At 32.0% G+C, this 2,735-nt stretch carries 4 protein-coding genes and 1 tRNA gene; 1 reads left to right on the top strand and 4 read right to left on the bottom strand.

Features of this window, described 5'->3' with window-relative positions; all coding sequences use genetic code 11:
• The 4 genes from FI695_00025 to thiL form a co-directional block, all read right to left on the bottom strand.
• Positions 1 to 300, bottom strand: a 300-nt coding sequence (locus tag FI695_00025) for a nucleoside-diphosphate kinase (GenBank protein ID MQG50349.1), incomplete at its 3' end; no start/stop codon positions are given.
• 15 nt (positions 301 to 315) lie between these two features.
• Positions 316 to 1,011, bottom strand: coding sequence for a tRNA (adenosine(37)-N6)-threonylcarbamoyltransferase complex dimerization subunit type 1 TsaB (gene tsaB / locus FI695_00020; GenBank protein ID MQG50348.1), 696 nt, complete (start codon positions 1,009 to 1,011; stop codon positions 316 to 318).
• 5 nt (positions 1,012 to 1,016) lie between these two features.
• Positions 1,017 to 1,496, bottom strand: coding sequence for a tRNA (adenosine(37)-N6)-threonylcarbamoyltransferase complex ATPase subunit type 1 TsaE (gene tsaE / locus FI695_00015; protein ID MQG50347.1), 480 nt, complete (start codon positions 1,494 to 1,496; stop codon positions 1,017 to 1,019).
• Entirely contained in the window at positions 1,493 to 2,503 is a 1,011-nt protein-coding gene (thiL, locus tag FI695_00010) for a thiamine-phosphate kinase (GenBank protein ID MQG50346.1), read from the bottom strand. Before thiL ends, tsaE begins: the two co-directional genes overlap by 4 nt.
• Positions 2,504 to 2,666: 163 nt before the next feature.
• On the opposite strand from thiL, the gene FI695_00005 reads away from it, so the two are divergent.
• A tRNA-Lys gene (locus FI695_00005) sits at positions 2,667 to 2,735 on the top strand.

The raw sequence follows: 2,735 nt of genomic DNA, 5'->3' as shown, positions 1-2,735 counted from the left end.
TGTCCCTGGATTGGCATCAACTGGGTTTGTTGATCCCATTGTATTTCTTACTACATTTACACTATCTTTTCCTTGTAAAGCAATTGCAATGATTGGTCCTGATGTTATAAATTCGACCAATGGTCCAAAAAATGGTTTATCAACGTGTGCAGAATAATGTTTTGAAGCTAATTCGTTATTCATTTGTAGTAGTTTGAGTCCGATTATTGTTAATCCTCTTTGTTCTAATCTAGAAATTATTGGGCCGACAAGATTTCTTTGCAGAGTGTCTGGTTTTAATAATACTAATGTTTTTTCCATTTTGTTTCTCCTTTATTATTTGGGTTTTGTTACACTAGGGGGTTTTAAATAAAATGGCTCTATAATTGTTGTATCAGCTATTTCATTATTATTTAATTTTTCTAACCCTATTGTTGCTAAATTAATTATTCTTTCGCTAGATGTACTATTCATAAATCTGTATTTATTATTTATTTCCAATTTTATAAAATTGGAAATAGAATCTCCACATAGGATAAAGTTTTGCTCATATAACGTAGATTGTTCGATTGCTAATTTGATATTGTCAGAGAATGTATCAATAGTGTCTATATGTGTTTCGTAGATCTCAGGCAATGTATCTAGTTGAAAATTATACATTGACCATGCAATTTGTAATTTATTAAGTAAAATAACTGGACATACGATACCATCAAAATTTTGATGGCTATAAGCTTCGACTTCAAGGCTCGTTGATGTAACTAATGGGAGATTATATGACCATGAAATCGTTTTTGCAGTAGTTAGACCAACTCTCAATCCACTAAATTGACCAGGGCCGATATTAATGGATATACCATGGAGATCTCTAAATTCACATTTAGAGTTAGTTAAGATTTTATGGATATTAGGTAATAAGTCTGGGGTATGGTTATATGTGGTATTCCATTCTATTAATTCGACAATTGTTTTATTTTTGTCGATTAAAGCTATTCCAGAATTTTTATTTGTGGTATCTATTGCTAATAACATTAATTTTATTTGATTGCATTTACTGCAGATTGTATATTCGTTAAAACTTTGTTGTGAAAGTTGCCTTTGGATGAAAATTTAAATTCTCTTGATGCATCATCTATGATTTTTATATCTATAATAATATATGCTTGTGGTAACATGTCTACAAATTTATCAGGCCATTCTATAATACATAGGGTGTCTTCTCTAATTAGTTCTAAAATTCCTATGTCATAAAAATCAATTTCGTCTTCAATACGATAAAGGTCTACGTGGTATATCAGTGGATCTGATCGGTATTCATGAGCTATTACAAAAGTTGGGCTTTTTACCTTTATACTAGAATCGATATTTTTGACAATTGACTGAGTTAGCGTGGTTTTTCCAGTACCCAAGTCTCCTTTTAATAATAATAAACAATCACTGGCTGCGAATTGAGCTATAGCTTGGCCTAGTGATTGTGTTTGTTCCTCAGATATAGAAATATAGGTAAAGCTATTCATTGTCTAAAATGATCCCATCCATTGAATCGATTTAATTTGTATGTTTTATCATCTGCAATCAATTCTATTACTCCTGCTTCACCAGAACAAGCTTTTCCAATGATATGAGATTCTGGTAATAAGGATTTTACTTTATCTAGTTTATTAGACGAAATCCCAAATAAAATTTCATAATCTTCTCCTCCATTAGTAGCCATTTCAAAATCTGAGTTAGGAAAAACTTTAGAAATTTCAGGATGGATAGGAACAGAAGATTGATTGATGACTGCACCAATTTGGCTAGCAGTAAGCATTTTATTGAGATCACTAAATAATCCATCACTTATATCCATGGCACATATAGCACCTATTTCTTTCAGTATTTTTCCTTCCTTAATCTTTGGTTTTGGCCTGAAATGAGCGTTGTAAAACATTTGGGAATTATTTGGTGTTAGATTTTTTAATTCATTTTTTGGTTTGGATAGCTCTAATCCTGCTTTTGATAACCCTGTAAAGCCAGTTATTCCGATCAAGTCGTTTTCTTTAAGTAGAGAACGTTGCATAGTGGGGTTTTGGCAAACACCGTACACAGCAACTGTTATAAAAAGTATTGGGGATTTTACAATATCTCCTCCAATAATTTTTGTGTTATAAGTCGATGCGCATTCGATTATTCCATGATAAAGAGATTTTAAGTCGGTTATTTTCATTTCTCCAGGTAGTCCTAAGGTTATTAAAGCCGTAGTAGGAGTGCCTCCCATAGAGGCTATATCACTTAAATTAGTAGCTATAGATTTCCAACCAATATCAATTAAATTAGATGTGTTTAATATAAAATGAATCTGATCAACCATTGTGTCGGTTGTGGCTAATTGCAAACCTGGTTGGGTTTGCCAAGCAGCAGTATCATCACCTACACCAATTTGTATATCTAAAGAATTGCTGAGTGAGGTTTGTACTTTATCTTTAGAAAGAGTATTGGATATATATTCAATAATATTAAATTCGCCAAAATCTTTTATTTTCATGGTTATTTGTTAAATTATTATAGTTTACAGGGCGTAATTCATTAGTTTTTTTTAGTATTTACAATATAATTCACATAATAGCACGATAAGAATTAAAATTTATAGTAGTAAAAATATTGACAGTAACTAATAGCAATGTTAAATTCCGTGCAGGGTTCCGAGGCCCGCTAGCTCAATTTGGCAGAGCAACTGACTCTTAATCAGTAGGTTCTCGGTTCGAGCCCGAGGCGGG

The sequence above is a fragment of the SAR202 cluster bacterium genome (genome assembly GCA_009392515.1).
Taxonomy (GTDB): domain Bacteria; phylum Chloroflexota; class Dehalococcoidia; order Lucifugimonadales; family UBA6952; genus UBA6952.
The sequence above is the reverse complement of the archived record's forward strand: the minus strand, read 5'-3'. Positions and strand labels throughout refer to the sequence as shown.

Coding starts and splice junctions, on each gene's coding strand:
- tsaB (MQG50348.1), bottom strand. CDS start 1,011: ATGTTATTAGCAATAGATACCACAAATAAAAATTCTGGAATAGCTTTA.
- tsaE (MQG50347.1), bottom strand. CDS start 1,496: ATGAATAGCTTTACCTATATTTCTATATCTGAGGAACAAACACAATCA.
- thiL (MQG50346.1), bottom strand. CDS start 2,503: ATGAAAATAAAAGATTTTGGCGAATTTAATATTATTGAATATATATCC.